Origin of the sequence: Hyphobacterium sp. (genome assembly GCF_043584775.1) — a bacterium.
Classification (GTDB): domain Bacteria; phylum Pseudomonadota; class Alphaproteobacteria; order Caulobacterales; family Maricaulaceae; genus Hyphobacterium.
The window spans coordinates 2,420,287-2,435,842 of the sequence record NZ_CP121327.1 but is presented as its reverse complement, the minus strand read 5'-3'; the positions used below and the strand labels follow the sequence as shown (position 1 = coordinate 2,435,842).

The window sequence follows — 15,556 nt, the reverse complement described above, 5'->3', positions numbered from 1 at the left end:
GAGTAGGCAGGCCAACCCCGGCTTGTCGAGTGTTTTAGTCCGGCGGGATCGCCGCCTTCACCCGTTCTTCCAGCTTGTCCACGGGCTCGTTGACAATATCCAACGGGACGTCCTCGATCAGACGGCGTTTGAGCTCATCGTGATAATGCGGTCGGATTGCCCCCAGCGAGTCACTATCGGCGAAAATCAGGATCTGGTCGAAGGCATTATCCAGGGCGGCGGCGTTGAGATGGTCGACCAGTTCTTCGACAAATCGCTTTTCTTCGTATTCATGGGCATCGCCCTGATCCACGGCGCTGCGATGGCCGGTACCGTCAAACATCCGACCGGGCCGGTCGGTATGAATATCCCGGTCGGCCGGAATGTCCTGCTTGTTGATCTCTACAGGCCGGAGCACCGGATACTCCGCGTCGCCCTCATTTCGGTAGATCAATCCCTTGCTGCCATCGAGAACAGCAACCCAAAGGGTTTTCCGGGGTCCATTTGCCATCGTTTGTGCTCCCTTCATGCGTGTTGCGAATATGCAGAAAGATAACGCATCCGCTGCTCCGAAGGTTCAGTCCGGGTTGCAACCGGCGCCGTTTACCGGATGATCATCCGGCAAACCGGGGGAAAACATGACGGATGCTGCGGCGCTCGACGCGATTGAAGTGACATTGGGCGGCGGCTCCACAATCGGTTTGACCGTCAGCCTGGCGATCATGATGTTTTCGGTGTCATTGACGCTGAAGCCGCAGGATTTTGTCTTTCTGGGCCGCAACCCGAAAATGTTTTTTGGCGGCCTTGCTACACAGGTATTGCTTCTGCCGCTGATGTCACTTGGTCTGGCGCACCTGATCGCGCCGACACCCTCTCTGGCTTTCGGAATGATTGTGATCGCCTGCTGCCCGGGGGGCAATGTGTCCAACTTGATGGTTTTGATGGCCCGCGGAAACGCGGCCTACTCCGTCTCTTTGACGTCCGCTTCCAGTGCGCTCGCCTTTATCATTACCCCTGTCGCGATCTTGTTCTGGGCCGGCCTGTATCCACCGACGGCAGAGCTGATCCGGACTGTGGAGATCGACACGCTGTCTTTCATTCTGCAGACGGGGTTGGCGCTGGGTGTGCCGCTCGCCCTCGGAATGTTGCTGGCGACCTTCCAGCCCGGGTTTGCGCAGCGCATCCAGCCTGCCGTCTACGCTATCGCGATCGGAATACTCTTGCTTCTTGTGGTCGTCGCCATTGTCCGCAACTGGGAAATCATTCTTTCAGCAGGATATATCATTGCGCCAGTGGCAATCATTCACAACACGGCCGCATTCGCTCTGGGCGCATTCGCGGGACGATTGATGAGACTTGAAGCGGCTTCCCGACGCGCTCTGACCTTCGAGATCGGGATTCAGAATGCGGGCCTCGGCCTCGTCATCCTGCTGACGCAGTTTCCGACATTGGGCGGCGCTGCTGCCGTCACCGGCTTCTGGTCACTCTGGCATTTGTTTGCCGGATTGGCGCTGGCGGCGGGTTTCCGCCTCTGGGATCGTCATTCGTCCATGCGCGAATAGTGGATCACCCAGAGATCGCCCCAGTCCTCATCATCGGTCGCGCGACCCTGCCAGCGCCAGGTAAATTCGTCCGCTGTCACATCCTGCCAGACCATGCGGCGGTGGGGAGCGGTTTCGGTCAGCCGGGTATTGGTCAGGACGAAGTCAAATTCGCCTGACGCATCCGGTCCGCCGGAGAGCGAAAAGAAGCCGCCCTGATCATCCACCCAGGCCTGACGCCACAGGCCGAGAGGCGCGAAATAGGTCGAGACCGACATGCCATTCAGACCGGCCCCGGAAAAGCGTTCATAGATGACGCAATCGCCAAACTCGTCGCGGGTGATGTGGTTTTCGCCATGGCCGGTGGTACCGTCGCCATTATCCCATTCCGCGTGCCAGCTACCGACCCAGAAGTCGAGCTGGCGGAATTCCTCGCTTGAGCACGGCGCTGGGGGCGTCGGCGTATTGCTTTGGCTGTGGGCTGCCGCACTCAAGCAGGTCCCGGCCACGAGAGTGGCCAGAATTACCAAGTTATTCAATGTCATAACCGTTGTCCTCCAACAGTCTCATTTACGCACTTGTTAGCGCGGCATACGGCGCGGCGTCTTGACCCCACTCCGCAAGCTGCAGATCATACGGGTATGGAAAAACGGCTGACCTTCGATCCACTGGCGCTCTCAGCCAATTTGCGCCGGAGTGCGGACTGCATTCATTTCGTGAAGGATGCAGAACGACGCTATGTCACGGCAAATATTCGGCTGGCGGCCTTTTTTGGCTCAACAGATGTCTCCGAAATTTTGGGCCGCCGGACCTCAGATTTTTTCGATGATTCCATTGTCGCGCGCTATGATCGGCTGGACCGCGAGATTTCGGAAGGCCGCACGCTGATCGACCGCTTTGATTGCACCTATGATCATACCGGGCGCGCACGCTGGTATCTGTATGCACGTACGAAGCATCATGACCCGGCCCGGCCTTGCGTAAGGGGTATTTCCTATCCGCTTCCGGAATTCACCCATTCTGATCGGGTTTACCGGCGGCTGGCGACTGCGACAGATACGATCGCCGCGTCGCTGGATGAACCGGTCAGCATGCCGGATCTCGCAGATCGGGCCGACTGCTCGGTGGCCCAGATCGAGCGCGATTTTGCAAGGGTACTCGGAGAGAGTCCGAAGCAATACCGGTCCCGCTTGCGCGTTCAATGCGCCATGGACGGCATTCGGCAGGGCCGGGCCTTCACGGATATCGCGCATGATAGCGGCTATTCCGAGCACAGCGCACTGAGCCGGGCCTTCAAGGCAGCAACAGGCTTAACGCCGAAGGAATTTCGCGCCACACTCTCCTGAGACAAAGGTTCGGGGAGCGAGCATGACCTACGACATCAAGATTAGCGGCGGCACTGTCTTTGACGGAACGGGCGCGCCCGGCCGCAAGGCAGACATCGGTATCAGCGATGGCAAGATTGTCGCCGTCGGGGCGTGCCCGGACGCGGGCAAGAGGGAAATTGACGCCAGCGGCTGTATCGTCACGCCCGGCTTTCTGGATTTGCACTCGCATTATGATGGGCAGGCGACCTGGGATGATCAGCTGGAGCCCTCCTCGCGTCATGGCGTGACCACCACCATTATGGGCAATTGCGGTGTCGGTTTTGCCCCGGTGAAGTCCACCGATCATGAGCGCCTGATCAAGCTGATGGAAGGGGTGGAGGACATTCCCGGAACCGCGCTTGCCGAAGGGCTGAGCTGGGATTGGGAGAGCTTCCCCGATTATCTCGACGCGCTGGAGGCCCAGAACCGCACCATCGATATCGCTGTTCATATCGGCCATGACCCGCTGCGCGTCTATGTCATGGGCGACCGCGCCATTGCCGATGAAGAGGCCAGCGATGACGACATCGCCACCATGCGCGCGATTGTCCGCGAGGCCATGGAGGCCGGTGCGATCGGATTCTCCACCGGACGGTCGGATGTCCACAAGACGGCAGATGGCGACTGGACGCCGTCTTCAGAAGCCACTTCGCGCGAACTGGCCGGGATTGCTCAGGCGTTTGACGGGTTGGATTATGGCGTCGTGCAGGCGGTTTCCGACTTTGACCTGGAACGCGAGGGCGACCGCTTTGAAGCCGAATGGAAGGTGCTGGAAGCCTATGCCAAGGCCGCGGGCGGCCGCCCCTTCTCCATGTCGCTGATGCAGCGCGATTTCGCCCCGGACCAATGGACGCGGATTCTGGCCAAAGCCGAGGAAATGAAGGCCGAAGGGGTGGATATGCGGGTGCAGACGGCCCCGCGCGGTATCGGCGTTTTCCTTGGCCTGCAATGCACCTTCCATTTCTTCATGGGCTATCCGAGCTACAAGAAGATTGCGGACAAGCCGTTCGAGGAACGCGTCGCAATCATGAAGACGCCGGAATTCCGGGCGCAGATCCTTTCGGAAAAAACCGACAAATTGTCGGGTCCGGGTTCGTCCATTCCGCCGCTCGCCGACCTCCTGATGGAGAATATCGAATACGTCGCGACCAAGCTCTTCCAGCTGGGTGATCCACCGGACTATGAGCAGCCGCCCGAGAACGCCCTGGCCGCAAAGGCGCAGGCTGAAGGCATTCCGCTGATGGAAAAGCTCTACGACACCATCCTTGAGCGCGATGGAAAGGAGCTGATCTACTTCCCGATCTATAACTATACCGAGGGCGATTATAACAACGTCATGAAGATGATGACGCATCCGCAAGCCCTGCAGGGTCTGGGCGATGGCGGGGCGCATGTCGGCACGATCTGCGATGCCTCCATGCCAACCTATCTCCTCTCGCACTGGACGCGGGACCGGACGCGGGGCGAGAAAATTCCCGTCGAGCGCGCCGTCCGGATGATGACCGGCGATATTGCCGAATTCCTGTCCCTGAAGGATCGCGGATTTATCCGAGAAGGCCTGAAGGCCGATATCAACATCATCGATTATGACGGGCTACAACTCGAGCCGCCGCACATGGTGAAGGATCTGCCAGCCGGTGGTCAGCGCCTCCTGCAGGGCGCGCGCGGGTATAGAGCGACGATTGTCGGCGGCGTGCCGGTTCTGCTGGACGATAAATTCACCGGCGAGAAGCCGGGGCGTCTGGTGCGGGTGGGGCGAAGCTAGCTTTCCCTCCCCCTTGATGGGGGAGGTGAATTCAGGAGTCTGATTTGAAACTTTCCCAGAAAACCAAAATTTCCACGCCGCGCATGGCCGAGGTTCAGGCCTGGTATCAACGCCTCTTCAACATGGTGGTCGTCGAGGAATGGGATGAGGCGGGCGACAAAGGCGTCATTCTGGCCTTCAAGGACGGACACAATGAGGCATTGCTGGAAATCTACGACACCGATGTTGTCTATGATTTCTCCGGCCTCAGCCTGCAATACAGGGCCGAGCCGCTGGATGATTTCATCAAGACCCTGCCGGATGATATCCAGCCGGAAGACCTCAAAGACCGGCCCTGGGGTGCGCGCTATCTCTATCTGCGCGACCCTCTGGGTATCCAGGTCATCGTTTATGAGGGTTGTTGGTAGGGCTTCAGGTGTTCAATTAGTCCTGCACGTGTCGAAATGCTCAAATAGGTGGCGAGAAGACAAGCCAAGAATAAAACGGCAAGACCTTCGACAGCTGCCAGCACACCCACGCCCAGCCAGAAAACAGCAATGGCCCCGTAAAGAATGGTCACTGTAATCGAATAAGCCGGTCGATGCGGTCGCCACACACCCATTCGGGCGGGCAATTGCATGAAGCCCACATGTGCAAGGCTTAAAACGAAGGCGGCGGGTACCAGCAACGTCAACAAGAAAGCAAGCGCAGCAAGCGGAATGGCTGCGGAGTCAGCCCAAGGCGGAACTTCCCAGCGCTCTAGCGCTTTAACTATATCGAGATAAAACTCGATGCCGATTAGCGCCACAAACACCAACCAAAGAACCAAGTATATCCATCTCTTTGGTGGTGTCTGCCAATCAAAAGAATTGTCTTGTTTGAATGCCAGCAGGCTAACCAAGATGGTCAGTGCGCCCGCTAAAAATACGCTGCCTAAATCGCGTAGGACATACTTGGCCGTCCGAAGCTCGTTCATCCGGTCATGCCAGTTCCGGGCGAATGCGTCGTAGGCTTCCCGACCATGCAAGTTGGGCGATGGCCCCCAAAAGATTTCATCCGCTAATTGCTGATCAGAAAATGCCGGCATTTCATTGGCTACAATCCAGAGCCCGACGCCCACAAGCAGGGACAGGACCGCTAATTGGCACAGAATCCGCTGCAATATAATCCTCCCTCGTTTACCGAGGGTTTTGTAAACTGATTGCGGCGACCTGGCGGCAACAATCGTATGATCGCTAGGCATTCAGGTCATTGTCTATGAAGGCTGCTGGTAACCCGCCTCCTTTGCGGGTGAATACCGCACCACCTTGGCGAACCGCGCCGCATAGTCCGGATGCTCGGTGCCCATGACACGGTCCCAGAAGGTGAAATAGAGCCCGAAATTCCAACCCGCTTGCGCATGGTGCAGATCATGATGCGTGACGGTCGTCAGCCAGCCAAAGAGCGGCTTTCCGCGCCACGCCGGAAACAGCTCATACCCGCAATGACCGACCGCATTCCGCAACATCATATGGCTGGTGAAGATCAGCATCGCCAGGGGCGATACGGGCAGAAACAGGACGATCAGCGGCAGATAGGCGGCGTTGACGAAGGCTTCGGCGATATCAAAGGAATAGGAGGTAAAGGGCGACGGATTGTTCGAGCGATGATGGCGGCGATGCACCGCACGAAACAGGCGCGGATGGTGGATCAGGCGATGCGTCCAGTAGAACCAGGCATCATGCGCCACGATCAGGATGATGACGCTCATCCAGAAATACAGCCATCCGCGTTCCGCCGGGTCCATGTAGAGATCGATCCAGCCCGCAGCGACACCTGCCGCGATCAGCAAACCGCCGGCGGTTGCAAAGATGAAGACCGTCCGCAGCGAGACGAAAAACTCGGTCACCAATTGACGGGTCTGCGGAGAGTCCGGCCGGATCTTCCGTCCGGCGAGCAGACCCGCCAGTGCCAGATTGATAAGCAGGAAAATACCGAAAGCCCCCACCAGATACCGCATCAGATCGGAGATCAGGATGGCCGACCAGATGGCGGGCAGGGAGGAGAGAAAGTCGGACATGGCAGCCTCGTTTGAAATGGAGACCGCTTCTTGATGGATCGCGCGCAGGCGGGCTCGCCGGTTTCAAAAACCGGCAGACCAATGATGAAATCGGCTAGTCTTTTCCGGAATCGGCGAGTACGGCGCGGCGATATTCGGTCGGCGTCTGGCCCGTCACCTCCTTGAAGGCGCGGTTGAACGGGCCGAGCGAAGCATAGCCCAGATCATAGGCCAGCCCCGAGACCGGCGTGAGACCGTGTTCGGGGTCTTCCAGCCAGATTTTCGCTTCAGCCACCCGCCGCTCGTTCAGAAAGGCCGAAAAATTTCGATAGCCCAGACCCTGATTGATGATTTTCCGCAGGCGGTGTTCGGGCACGCCCACGCGCTCGGCCAGTTTTGCAACGGTGAGGCCTTCCTCGCGATAGATGCCTTGATCCATCAGCGCCTTCAGCTTGTCGAGAAAATGCGCATCTTCGGGACCCATGCGGCGGCGCGCTTCCTTTTCGGGAAGCACAGCGCGCGGTGCCAGCAAGTCACGCCGCAGGCCGAGAAAAGCCGCGCCGAACAAAAGCGTGGTTCCGGTCAGGGCGAGGGTAGGCAGGCCGGTGCGCGCATTCACGAATTCAAACGAGATGATGACGACGCCCAGCACGCCGGCGGCTATGGCAAAGGCGGCACGAATGGCCCGCCGTCTCTCGATCAGGTCCGAGGCGCGGTCCTGCAGGGGCAGCCAGATAACCAGCGCAAAGACGGCGATGGAGCCGGCCGTGTGGACCAGTAGCTGCGCGAAGCTCTCCACGCCTATGATGAGCTCCCACAGCACATAATTGCCGAGCAGCACGGCCGCCGGGATCAGTCGCCAGCCGAGGACGGGAAAACGGTCCTTGAACAGGGCGCCGGTAAACCACCACAGGAAGACCGGATTGATCACCGAAAACGGGATCAGAATGCCGAACCGCCAGACATCCGGCAGAACCGTCTGCAGCGATTGGGATGCATTCAGCGTGTAACAGGCAATGCCGAAGGCGAGCAGGGCCCCGCGCCGGGCGGCATCAAACCCTTTTCCGGCCCACGCCAGAATCAGAATGTACAGCCCCAAAAGACCCAGAATAGCGCCCCGGATCAGGAGATCTAGGACAAGTCCATCCATGCCGTTCAGCCTAGTCCATCGCCTTGACGATGGATTCCGTCATCTTCTTGGCATCGCCCAGCAGCATCATCGTGTTGTCACGGAAGAAGAGCGGGTTTTCGACACCCGCATAGCCCGAGCCCAGCGACCGTTTGATGAAGAAGACGGTTCCGGCTTTCCAGACCTGCAGCACCGGCATGCCATAGATCGGAGAGGACGGATCTTCTTCTGCCGCCGGATTGGTGACGTCATTGGCGCCGATAACAAAAGCCACATCGGCGTTGGAGAAGTCCGAATTGATGTCCTCCAGCTCGAAGACTTCGTCATAGGGCACATTCGCTTCAGCCAGCAGCACATTCATGTGACCGGGCATGCGGCCTGCCACAGGGTGAACCGCATAGGCCACTTCAACCCCTTCGGCCTTCATCGTATCGGCCATGTCTTTCAGCGCGTGCTGGGCCTGGGCGACGGCCATGCCATAGCCCGGAACGATGATGACCTTGCGGGCATTTTTCAGGATAAAGGCGGCATCATCCGCCGATCCCTGCTTCACCGTGCCGGTCGGGCCTTCGCCTGCCGGGCCGGCCGCTTCGCCGCCAAATCCGCCAAGAATGACCGAAATGAAAGAGCGATTCATGCTCTTGCACATGATGTAGGACAGGATCGCGCCAGACGAGCCGACCAGCGCGCCGGTGACGATCAGCGCCGTGTTTTCCAGCGTGAAGCCGAGCGCCGCGGCGGCCCAGCCCGAATAGGAATTGAGCATGGAGACCACGACCGGCATGTCCGCCCCGCCAATCGGGATGATCAGGGTGACGCCGAGAACAAAGGCCACAATGGTCAGCGCCCAGAAGGCGAAGGTCAGCTGACCGCCGGAGGCCACCAGAAAGACCACCATCAGGGCAATAATCCCGCCTAGCGCAAGATTGAGCCAGTGCTGCCCCTTGAAGATGACCGGCGCGCCGGAGACCAGGCCCTGCAGCTTCATGAAGGCAATGACTGAGCCTGAAAACGTGATCGCCCCAATGGCCGAGCCGAGCGACAATTCCACGAGGCTGATATGCTTGATGTCACCGGCGACACCAATATGGAAGACATCCGGCCGGTAGAAGGCGGCGAGCGCCACCAGCACGGCCGACATGCCGACCAGCGAGTGAAAGGCCGCGACCAGCTGCGGCATCGCCGTCATCGGGATGCGTTTGGCAACGACCGCGCCCACGCCGCCGCCGATCGTCATCAGCACCAGAATGGTCAGGAAACCGCCAAATCCGACACCGGCCGCAAGAAGCGAGGTGATGATCGCCACCGCCATACCGGCCATGCCGAAATAATTGCCCTGCCGGGCGGTTTCCGGGTGGGACAGACCGCGTAGCGCGAGAATGAACAACACGCCGGAGACGAGATAGAGAATGGCAGCAAGATCAGCGTTCATGAGAAGGACTCAATCCGTTTCTAGTCGATGACGGCGAGAATGCGGTAGCAGGTGATGGGGGAGCGGGCACTGGCACCACGAAGCCCCGAAGCATCGCAGATTTCCTGCGTTGCGGCATCGGCGGCCTCGTAATTCACGGTGATCGTATTGCGGGCCGAGCCGCTCTGACGCGCTTCGAGCAACCAGCTCATGAAAGCGGAAATACCGCCCGGGCGTGTTCCGCCGTCTGTTGCCATCAGGACGCGGCCATCCGAACCCATGTCACAGACAAAGCCGGCGCCACCGCGCGCATAGACGATCTGCCCGACCCGGCACTGGGCCGCCCCCGGTCCAGGCCGCGCATCCTGATTGGTCATTCGGGCGCGTTGTTGTGCATCAGCCAGACCGGCGGCCGTGAATGTCAGAAGGGCGATCAGGACAGCGCGGATCATGACTTCGCCTCTGGTGCCGCCGGCTTTTCCTTTTTCTTGTACATGGCCAGCATGCGCTGGGTGACAAGAAACCCGCCGAAAATGTTCACGCTGGCAAGGATGACGGCTATTGCGCCGGAGACATTGGCAAACCCCGATGCACCGGATGTTTCTCCGATCAGCGCGGGCGCCGCCGCGGCCAGCAAGGCGCCAACGATGATGACCGAGGAGATGGCGTTGGTGACCGCCATCAAGGGCGTGTGCAGGGCCGGGGTTACCGACCAGACCACATAATAGCCCACAAAAATCGCCATCACGAAAATGGCGAGGCGGAGGGTAATCGGATCAACAGCGTCCATTAGAGTCTACTCCGTGGTTTTTATCTGTTGGCGCAACATGATGCCGCCAGCGATCAGCAATAGCGAGGCAATGAAAATCCAGCCAGGGTGCATTGGTATGACCGAATGGATACCCTGGCCATTCTGAGGTGGTCCGCCGCCCGCAATCGCCATGACATCCATCACTGCAAAGAACGAGATGATAGGCAGGACGAGTCCGGCAATGCCGAACGCAATCTGTAAGTTGCCGACCCATCGTCTCATTTCCGCGTAGTCCTATTTCAGCGTTTCGTGCACGACTTTGCCGTCGCGTGTCAGCGTCATCCCGACAATGATTTCATCGTCCCAGTGCGGCGCGATTTTCCCGTCATCGTCCACCAGAAGCGGCGTCAGATTGACCAGATTGCGCGCATAGAGGCTGGAGGCATCGGCGGCGAGACGGCCCGGCAGGTTCGAAAATCCCGCAATCGACACGCCATTATGCTCGACAATCTCATCTGCCCGGGTCAGTTCGCAATTCCCGCCCATCGGCGCGGCAATATCCACGATCACCGATCCCGGCTTCATGGCTTCCACCATGGCCTTGGTGATCAGTTTCGGAGCCGGACGCCCGGGAATGAGCGCAGTCGTCACGACGACATCCTGTTTGGCGATGTGACTGGCGACCAGCTCGGCCTGTTTGGCCTGGTACTCCTTCGACATTTCCTTGGCATATCCGCCTGCGGTTTCAGCCGCCTTGAACTCTTCATCCTCGACGGCGACAAATTTCGCGCCGAGCGAGGCCACCTGTTCCTTGGCCGCCGGGCGGACATCGGTGGCGGTCACAACCGCGCCAAGGCGGCGGGCCGTGGCAATCGCCTGAAGTCCGGCGACACCTGCGCCCATGACAAAGGCCTTGGCGGCGGCAATCGTTCCGGCGGCAGTCATCATCATCGGAAAGGCGCGGTGATAGATTTGCGAGGCTTCGATCACGGCGCGGTAGCCGGCCAGATTGGATTGACTTGAAAGTGCATCCATCGCCTGGGCGCGCGTGATGCGCGGGGTGAATTCCATGGCCAGCGCGTCGATCCCGGCATCGGCAAACGCCTTGGCCTGAGCCTTGTCGCCATGGGGTTCCAGCTGGCCGACCAGCACGCACCCTTTGGGCAGCTTGGCCAGTGTTTCGGCGTCCGGCGTCCGGACTGCATAGACAACATCCGCGCCCTTCAGTGTCGCCGCCAGCGTGCCCATTTTGGCACCGACGGCCTCATACAGGCTGTCCGGCATGCTGGCCGTGTCGCCAGCGCCTTTTTCGATCTGGATGTCATGCCCGGCTGCGATCAGCTTCTTGACCGACTCAGGCGTAGCCGCAACCCGGGTTTCCCCGTCGCGGCGTTCTTTCAGAATGGCAATTTTCATGCGTGCCGGGCTTCCCTTGGAACGCGAACAGATGACCCACCATGCGCTATTTCGTCAGGCAGGAAAAGGGGGGAAGGTTATCATCACAGACTCGCATTTTCGAACTGAAGCCAATATAAAAATCAACCGGTTGACGGAGGCTGCATATGTATTGTCGCTGGCTGATGATTTTGGCTACTTTCGTGGCCTTGGTTTCTCCGGGGTTTGCTGACCCCGAATTGCATGGTGCGACAGCTCCTGCCACGCGAACGGTCGCCACCGATCAGATGGCGACAGCGTTTTTCACGGTCTTGAACAGTGGTGATCTCGATGCCACGAATTGCCAGCTCAATACAACGACATTCGCGGGCTCTAATCTTGATGACTTCGTGATCGAAAACCGCCTGGTTGAAAATGGCGTCGCAACCGGTGACGCCAACCCGTCGTTTACCGTTTCGGCAAATGGCCGAGTCGATCTGGTGGTGGGCGTATCGAAAGCGCCTGGAAACTCCTTTATCAATGATGCCTACGTGCACCTCTTCGTCACGTGTGACAACAATCACGAGAGTCTGGTGTGGCCTGCGGTGAACGAATTCCATGCGCAGTTCCGGGACAGTTCACCGGACATCATCCTGGCGGTAGAAACCCTGTCGAATGACGGGATTGCGCGATTCAATGAAACCCGCACGGCCGCAATTGCGATCGCCGCCATGAATATCGGCGAGGGCGATGGTCCAGCGGGTGATCCTGCTGCGCCAGCCGCGAACGAGGCCACGGTGGAGGTGAGGAGCGCCTATCCGGGCCCCTGGCAGCAGGGTTTGCTCGATATTTTTGTTTGCCAGACAGATGCCAGCGGAGCCTGCATGGCGCCGCCCGTATCCTGCCTGCCTTCGGATGGTGCGTGCCTCAGCGTGCCGGTTGGAACGGACCCGGTATTCTTCACCTATCTCTTGCGTGCGCCTGATCAGGCCGGGACACCCTTCCTGCCCGCCATCCAGAGATTTCAGCCAATTCTGCGGTCGCCGACATCTTTTAATGACGCAGCAAATTCCGTGGCGCTCGGGGCGGTTTCCCCTCGCGAGGCGGAGGATACGCTCGCGGGTCAATATCTGACGGTTTCCCGAAACACCAATGAGGCCGAAGGAGGAACGATCACCAGCGGCCGCCGGGTCTTCGACGGAGAGGATGGTTTCTTCGGACGTTTCACGCGGGCGGTCGATCGTGGCGCTTTCACCCAACTGGTGGACCAGAGCCTTATCGGAATAGTCTCGGAGGCACTTTCGCAGATGGATTTCGCCGCGCTCGATACACGAGAGGAAGGCAATGACCGACCCAATGATCATTATCACGTGGATGGTGACCGAAGCACTTGTGCGCTGACCGCCGGTCAGGGCGGGCGATGTGCGTTCTCAGCCGGTCAGGCGGAACAGGTCCCCGGGCAGGAAGTGTTTTTTGATGCCGGAGAAGAATACGTCAGCATGCTGGTGCCTGATGACATTTTTGTTGACCCCCGGGTGGAAGGCGTTCTGGGCCGAATTTCAGATTGGCGGATGCGATCTTTTCGCTCCAACACGCTGTCCGTGGATTATGAAGACACTCCTTTTGGGAATCCTAGCTCGGACCTCGTATCCGGCGAGTTCGGCATCGTGATCAATGGTTGTCCCGCTGTTCTGGTCGTCCAACGAACTGATGTCGGTGTTTCCCGAACCAACGCTGATATCACGCGGCCAGTATTTTCGGCCTATATCAGAATCGACGCCGACAGGTGTGACAACGATTCGTTCCTCGGGCGCATGGCAGCGGCCCGCGGTCAGGATCTGGAGGCTGATGGCGCCACGATCGTTTTGATTACCACGGTGGAGGAGGGCCTGTTTGGCGAAGTCGCCTTCAGGTTCACGATCACCGGGGAAAACACAGATGTCCTTTCGCCGGCGCTTTTGCCAGCGGATATGGAATCTCACTCATTTATCGTGGATTTCGGACTTCAGGGCCCGGAGTAGAAGCGCCTAGAGCATCATCCCGACCAGGCTGGCAATGATGGCAGAAAAGAAGCTCACAGCCGCAAAACCGATCACGGTCGCATACCAGTTGGCTTTCAGGCCCAGCGCCAGACCCATCAGGATACCGACAATCGTGGTGATGATGAGCGACACCATCCAGCCGACATGGGCGGCAAAGGTGAGTGCCAGAAACAGGATCGTCAGAACGGTCAGACCGCCAAACCAGACGGACATGCCGATGAAGCTCGAAAACGTACGCGCTTGCTCGGTGACTTCCATCGTGCCGCGTTGATATTCAGCCATTCTTGAATCCCCCTGCAGGTCTGGACCGATTTGAAAAGCGGATTATCACGCTGTTTCGCGTCCGCCAAGTCTTTAGCGATGCGGCGTGTCAGCGCTGGCCCCAACCCGATTGCATCAGCGTTTCCAGAGCCGAGGCTACAGCCAGTGGCTGATCCAGAATCAGATGGTGCTGGGCATCGGGAATGGAGATCATCGGCGTATCGGGGCCGAAAGTATCACGCATGAATGTCCAGATTTCATCGGTGACGAGCGAGGTGTCCGAACCCCGGAAAAATGCCAGCGGGCATTTTGCGGAATCACGCAGGACTTCCGGGTCGCGTCTTTGATACTCCAGCTTGGCCCAGAGATTGGGATCAAACTTCCAGCTCCATCCGCCTTCGACGGCTTTCAGCGAATTGCGGGCAATATGGTCGACGACATACACCGTCTCGCAGGGCTGGGGCGGCAGCAGGCGGAAACGGGCAATGGCGGTTTCAAGCTTCTCATAAGTCTTTCCGCCGCGCTGCGGCGGTGAAGAGGAGCGTTGCTCTTCCGGCGGGCGCACAGGCGAATCGAGAATGATCGCGCCGGCCAGTTCATCGCCAAATTCCATGGACGACACCATAGTCACAAAGCCACCGAAGGAATGACCGACGACAAAGGGCTTGCCGGCGTCGAACAGCCCGGCGTCGTGCGCAACCGCTTTCACTTCCTGAGCATAGAGCGGCATACGATAGACATCGCGATGGCCGCTATCGCCCATGCCGGACAGGTCAATCGCGACAACGTGGCGGCCTTCCGAGATGAAAGGGGCAATCGCATCCCACCATTGCTTGTGAGCGACCCCGCCATGAACAAGGATCACGCCCCGCTGACCCCGGTCGCCCCAGGCCTTCCAGACGATCTCGGCACCTTCGACAGTTACGCGCCCGGCTTCTGTGGGCATGGCCAGCGCTTTTTCAAACCAGACCGGATGTGGCGGCATCTCGCCCTTGAAGCTTTCAAGCGGCGGGCGGATTTCGCGGAGCGCATTCGAGGCAGTAGACATGCTTATCGGCTAGCCCCGATTGTGCAGTGCGTCAATTCGGTTTTGCCCTTTACGTCAACGTCAGAAGGGCAGGGAGGCAAACACATTATTGGCGAAATGGACCACAATCGGCGCCCATAACCGCCCGGTCATCCGCCGCGCCATACCGGCCGCAAATCCCAGAACACTTGTGTAGATCACCGTCTCCATGCCTATGGCAAAGTGCAAAAGGCCGAAGGCAAGGGATGTGACCACCAGAGGCAGGATCCAGCCGCCCATCCGCGCCACCAGCATGGGCAAGAGCCAGCCGCGCATGACCAGCTCTTCCACGATCGGCGCAAAGATGATGACCGTCGCCGTCACCAGAAGCGCACCGATCACGCCGCCATGAGAATACAATTCGTCCGGCGCCGATGGCGTAACCGGCAGGACGGGAAGAAGGACATCCACCGCCGTGACGGAAAAGATCATACCGATCGCGAACAGGACAAGGCCATACCCGGTCTCGATCACCCAGCGCACCGGGCGAAGGTCAAAGACGGCATGGGTCAGCCCCTGCGGTGCGAGCCAGGCTGCAAACAGCCAGAGAAAGCCAACCTCCATCGCCATGTAGAGCGCGTAATAGGACCGGAAGAGCATGTCTGCGACACCCTCTTCCGGTACGCCTCCCAGCAGGATCAGTGCAGTGGCAGTGATACTGGCCAGATAGCCGGTGGCCAGCGACCCCAATGTCCATACAGCCAGCCAGAAGAGCCCGGTATCCGGCTGCGCCTTCTGAAAATACCGGAACATCGGATCATGTGGCTCGAACGGGTTGCGCGCGCGCGGCGGCTGCCGATAGCCGAAGGGAGGAGGTGGCGTACTCATGCCATCCTAATGATGGCGGGTCGTG

At 59.1% G+C, this 15,556-nt stretch carries 19 protein-coding genes; 6 read left to right on the top strand and 13 right to left on the bottom strand.

The genetic code is table 11. The features are described 5' to 3' along the window. Positions 1 to 34 precede the first annotated feature (34 nt). The gene (locus P0D52_RS12225) at positions 35 to 490 is read right to left on the bottom strand and encodes a host attachment protein (RefSeq protein ID WP_394692931.1); all 456 of its coding nucleotides are present in this window, start codon (positions 488 to 490) and stop codon (positions 35 to 37) included. A gap of 127 nt (positions 491 to 617) precedes the next feature. On the opposite strand from P0D52_RS12225, the gene P0D52_RS12220 reads away from it, so the two are divergent. Next, entirely contained in the window at positions 618 to 1,541 is a 924-nt protein-coding gene (locus P0D52_RS12220; protein ID WP_394692930.1) for a bile acid:sodium symporter family protein, read from the top strand. Here P0D52_RS12220 and P0D52_RS12215 read toward each other — a convergent pair. Beyond that, a complete protein-coding gene (locus P0D52_RS12215; protein WP_394692929.1) occupies positions 1,520 to 2,065 on the bottom strand; it encodes a hypothetical protein in 546 nt (181 codons plus the stop codon). The two genes, P0D52_RS12220 and P0D52_RS12215, sit on opposite strands and share 22 nt — an antisense overlap. A gap of 96 nt (positions 2,066 to 2,161) precedes the next feature. Between P0D52_RS12215 and P0D52_RS12210 the strand changes: the two genes are divergently transcribed. The 3 genes from P0D52_RS12210 to P0D52_RS12200 are packed head-to-tail and all read left to right on the top strand — an operon-like array spanning position 2,162 to position 5,059. Next, a complete protein-coding gene (locus P0D52_RS12210; protein WP_394692928.1) occupies positions 2,162 to 2,866 on the top strand; it encodes a helix-turn-helix domain-containing protein in 705 nt (234 codons plus the stop codon). A gap of 22 nt (positions 2,867 to 2,888) precedes the next feature. After that, positions 2,889 to 4,652, top strand: coding sequence for an amidohydrolase family protein (locus P0D52_RS12205; RefSeq protein ID WP_394692927.1), 1,764 nt, complete (start codon positions 2,889 to 2,891; stop codon positions 4,650 to 4,652). 44 nt (positions 4,653 to 4,696) lie between these two features. Further along, positions 4,697 to 5,059 carry a VOC family protein gene (locus P0D52_RS12200; RefSeq protein ID WP_394692926.1) on the top strand — a complete coding sequence of 121 codons (363 nt, stop codon included), beginning with the start codon at positions 4,697 to 4,699 and terminating at the stop codon, positions 5,057 to 5,059. Here the strand turns inward: P0D52_RS12200 and P0D52_RS12195 are convergent. The 8 genes from P0D52_RS12195 to P0D52_RS12160 all read right to left on the bottom strand — a co-directional run bounded on the left by P0D52_RS12195 (position 5,041) and on the right by P0D52_RS12160 (position 11,376). After that, positions 5,041 to 5,793 (bottom strand): hypothetical protein, encoded by a 753-nt coding sequence (locus P0D52_RS12195; RefSeq protein ID WP_394692925.1) that lies wholly within the window; start codon positions 5,791 to 5,793, stop codon positions 5,041 to 5,043. The genes P0D52_RS12200 and P0D52_RS12195 overlap by 19 nt on opposite strands. Before the next feature lie 93 nt (positions 5,794 to 5,886). After that, a complete protein-coding gene (locus P0D52_RS12190; RefSeq protein ID WP_394692924.1) occupies positions 5,887 to 6,690 on the bottom strand; it encodes a sterol desaturase family protein in 804 nt (267 codons plus the stop codon). Between the two features lie 94 nt (positions 6,691 to 6,784). Continuing rightward, positions 6,785 to 7,819 carry a helix-turn-helix domain-containing protein gene (locus tag P0D52_RS12185; RefSeq protein ID WP_394692923.1) on the bottom strand — a complete coding sequence of 345 codons (1,035 nt, stop codon included), beginning with the start codon at positions 7,817 to 7,819 and terminating at the stop codon, positions 6,785 to 6,787. A 10-nt stretch (positions 7,820 to 7,829) separates the two neighbouring features. Continuing rightward, positions 7,830 to 9,230 (bottom strand): NAD(P)(+) transhydrogenase (Re/Si-specific) subunit beta, encoded by a 1,401-nt coding sequence (locus P0D52_RS12180; RefSeq protein WP_394692922.1) that lies wholly within the window; start codon positions 9,228 to 9,230, stop codon positions 7,830 to 7,832. A gap of 20 nt (positions 9,231 to 9,250) precedes the next feature. After that, positions 9,251 to 9,661 (bottom strand): hypothetical protein, encoded by a 411-nt coding sequence (locus P0D52_RS12175; protein WP_394692921.1) that lies wholly within the window; start codon positions 9,659 to 9,661, stop codon positions 9,251 to 9,253. Beyond that, entirely contained in the window at positions 9,658 to 9,999 is a 342-nt protein-coding gene (locus P0D52_RS12170) for an NAD(P) transhydrogenase subunit alpha (protein ID WP_394692920.1), read from the bottom strand. Before P0D52_RS12170 ends, P0D52_RS12175 begins: the two co-directional genes overlap by 4 nt. A 6-nt stretch (positions 10,000 to 10,005) precedes the next feature. Beyond that, positions 10,006 to 10,242 carry a hypothetical protein gene (locus tag P0D52_RS12165; RefSeq protein WP_394692919.1) on the bottom strand — a complete coding sequence of 79 codons (237 nt, stop codon included), beginning with the start codon at positions 10,240 to 10,242 and terminating at the stop codon, positions 10,006 to 10,008. 12 nt (positions 10,243 to 10,254) lie between these two features. Beyond that, positions 10,255 to 11,376: a Re/Si-specific NAD(P)(+) transhydrogenase subunit alpha gene (locus tag P0D52_RS12160; protein WP_394692918.1), complete on the bottom strand. Its 1,122-nt coding sequence runs from the start codon at positions 11,374 to 11,376 to the stop codon at positions 10,255 to 10,257. On the opposite strand from P0D52_RS12160, the gene P0D52_RS12155 reads away from it, so the two are divergent. Together P0D52_RS12155 and P0D52_RS12150 are read left to right on the top strand one after the other, a co-directional pair. Next, the gene (locus P0D52_RS12155) at positions 11,375 to 11,587 is read left to right on the top strand and encodes a hypothetical protein (RefSeq protein ID WP_394692917.1); all 213 of its coding nucleotides are present in this window, start codon (positions 11,375 to 11,377) and stop codon (positions 11,585 to 11,587) included. The genes P0D52_RS12160 and P0D52_RS12155 overlap by 2 nt on opposite strands. Beyond that, the gene (locus P0D52_RS12150; RefSeq protein ID WP_394692916.1) at positions 11,559 to 13,355 is read left to right on the top strand and encodes a hypothetical protein; all 1,797 of its coding nucleotides are present in this window, start codon (positions 11,559 to 11,561) and stop codon (positions 13,353 to 13,355) included. The genes P0D52_RS12155 and P0D52_RS12150 overlap by 29 nt, the downstream gene beginning before the upstream one ends. A 6-nt stretch (positions 13,356 to 13,361) precedes the next feature. On the opposite strand, the gene P0D52_RS12145 is transcribed toward P0D52_RS12150, so the two are convergent. From P0D52_RS12145 to P0D52_RS12135, 3 genes are all read right to left on the bottom strand, one after another. Next, on the bottom strand, positions 13,362 to 13,658 hold the full coding sequence (locus tag P0D52_RS12145) for an aa3-type cytochrome c oxidase subunit IV (RefSeq protein ID WP_394692915.1): 297 nt from the start codon (positions 13,656 to 13,658) through the stop codon (positions 13,362 to 13,364). Between the two features lie 88 nt (positions 13,659 to 13,746). Then, positions 13,747 to 14,685 (bottom strand): alpha/beta fold hydrolase, encoded by a 939-nt coding sequence (locus tag P0D52_RS12140; protein ID WP_394692914.1) that lies wholly within the window; start codon positions 14,683 to 14,685, stop codon positions 13,747 to 13,749. 60 nt (positions 14,686 to 14,745) lie between these two features. Further along, positions 14,746 to 15,531: a CPBP family intramembrane glutamic endopeptidase gene (locus P0D52_RS12135; protein WP_394692913.1), complete on the bottom strand. Its 786-nt coding sequence runs from the start codon at positions 15,529 to 15,531 to the stop codon at positions 14,746 to 14,748. Positions 15,532 to 15,556 lie beyond the last annotated feature (25 nt).